Source organism: Streptococcus oralis, from assembly GCF_001075875.1.
Classification (GTDB): Bacteria; Bacillota; Bacilli; order Lactobacillales; family Streptococcaceae; genus Streptococcus; species Streptococcus oralis_I.
Genome location: NZ_JUOS01000058.1, coordinates 1 through 1,996 on the forward strand (window position 1 = coordinate 1; position 1,996 = coordinate 1,996).

General features: G+C 42.4%; 1 pseudogene. It reads right to left on the reverse strand.

Annotated elements, in window-relative coordinates:
• Positions 1-1,996, reverse strand: a pseudogene (locus ADM33_RS11540) (hypothetical protein); the annotation flags it as partial.

Genomic DNA, 1,996 nt, shown 5'->3' on the forward strand with positions numbered 1-1,996 from the left:
CTTAGACGCACTCGTCGATGCTGACTTAGACGCACTTGTTGAGGCCGACTTAGACGCACTTTGACTTGCTGAGACCGACTTAGACGCACTTGTACTTACTGAGGCACTTTGACTCGCAGCTGTAGAAATAGACTTGCTAACTGAGATACTTTCAGACGTCAAGTCCTTCAAGCTACTTTTCACAGTATCTACTGTCTTATCACGGTAAGTAACTGTGATCACACCACTATCTGATATAGCAAGCGAACCGATTTCTTTACCTTTAACATAATCTGTACTCGCAAGAATCTTTGCATTAGCCTGCTTAAAGTTCTCAAGAACTTGATCCTTTTCTTCCTTCGTTAGTGCGGAAGGATTTTTAACACCTACTGTCGCACCACTTACAGGATCTCGACGTTCATTAAATCCTCTAATGATAAATGTAGTTGTTTTAAGATCCCACTGAATTCTAGGGTTATCACTAGCACCATACTCCACAGTATATTCACCAGGTGTCATAGGAGCCCAAGTGTTACCAGTTCTACCTACAGTTCCATAAACCTCTGTAGTCCATGATTTTTTAGTAAAAGAATAAGAAATAACTTTGTTAGTCTTTGGATCTCTCTGGACTTCTGCAAATTGATATTCTTTTGTAGGAAAATTTTTTCCCATCAATCCTGTAATAGTTGCATTGTTTGGATTTTGCCAAAAATCTCGTAAGCCTTTATCGTCATTGAAGTCAATATTATAGCTTACTGCATCATCATTATATACCTCAATACGTGATGGCATAGTAATGGTTGGCGGATTATCTGTTTGTCTAGAATTGCGTGGAACACTTGGATTCACCGGTTTTTCAGGCGTTGTAGTATTAGGTCCTGTTTTAACAGGAGGATAAGTCATTACAGAAGTGTAGTTGCCAGAAGGGTTACTTTCTAAAAACTCCCAACTACTTGTCGCAACTTGTGCCTCCAAGGTTGCCTGAGTTGAGCTATTATTGGCTGTTCCAATAATCACAATAGTGGCGTCCAAGTTTTTTCTGGCACTGTAACCATGACGATTCTGGAAAACATACTCATTGTTGGGCCGACTTTTCATGTCCATTCTCATACCATTTAGATAGGCTGCTGTGATTGTCGTATTTGAATCGACTTTAGCAATCAAACCTGCATAGGTAAGAGGACTATCGGCATGCATCGAGATTGTCCATTTTACCTCACGACTAGTTGGTGTAAAATTCCCAGACACAATATTTGCTGTTGTTTGCTCATTCTGAGTTTTAGGTGCAAAACCTCTGAGATTTTCCCCTGTTGGCATAGCTTGACCATTACGACTATCACGTTGACCTGAAGTCGCACGTAAAACTGCATTAGCAATTGAGTTACGAGCTGAAGTTGCAGACTTGACAACTGCGCCTAGGTCCGCATTTGGATCCTTGAGAGCAGACTCAATCTCAGTAATGGCAGTTTGCACCTTAAGAATGGCTGAGCTTGTATCTGGTAGGTCCGCTGCTTTAGCAAGGTATTCGCCCATTTCAGCTGATAGTTTCGCTAGTTTTTTGCGATCTTCTTCAATCTTCTTAGCTGTCGCCTCTGATGTTACGGTAGCAGCAATAGCTGTAGTAGCAGTGGTCGTAACATCCCCTTGTTTAGGACTGAGGTTTTCCACTTTAGAAATAGCATTGCCAAGCGTTACCTTACCATCCAAAGTTGGAGTAGCAGCTGCCTTTTGGCTAGTAGTTTCTTGGGTATCAGTTCTGCTAGCTTCTGCTTGACTTTCCGTTTGTGGAGTAGCAACATTAGCAGTCTGTGAACTACTTACAGTTGAAGTCACTGATGCTGATACAGATACACTTGCAGAAGCTGATGCACTGGCTACCGCACTGGTTGAAGCTGATGCACTTGCCACAGCACTCGTTGAGGCTGAAGCCGAAGCTACCGCACTGGTTGAGGCCGAAGCTGATGTAGAAGCACTCTCACTGATAGAAGTTGATGCTGAAACAGAAGCTTGTTGCTCA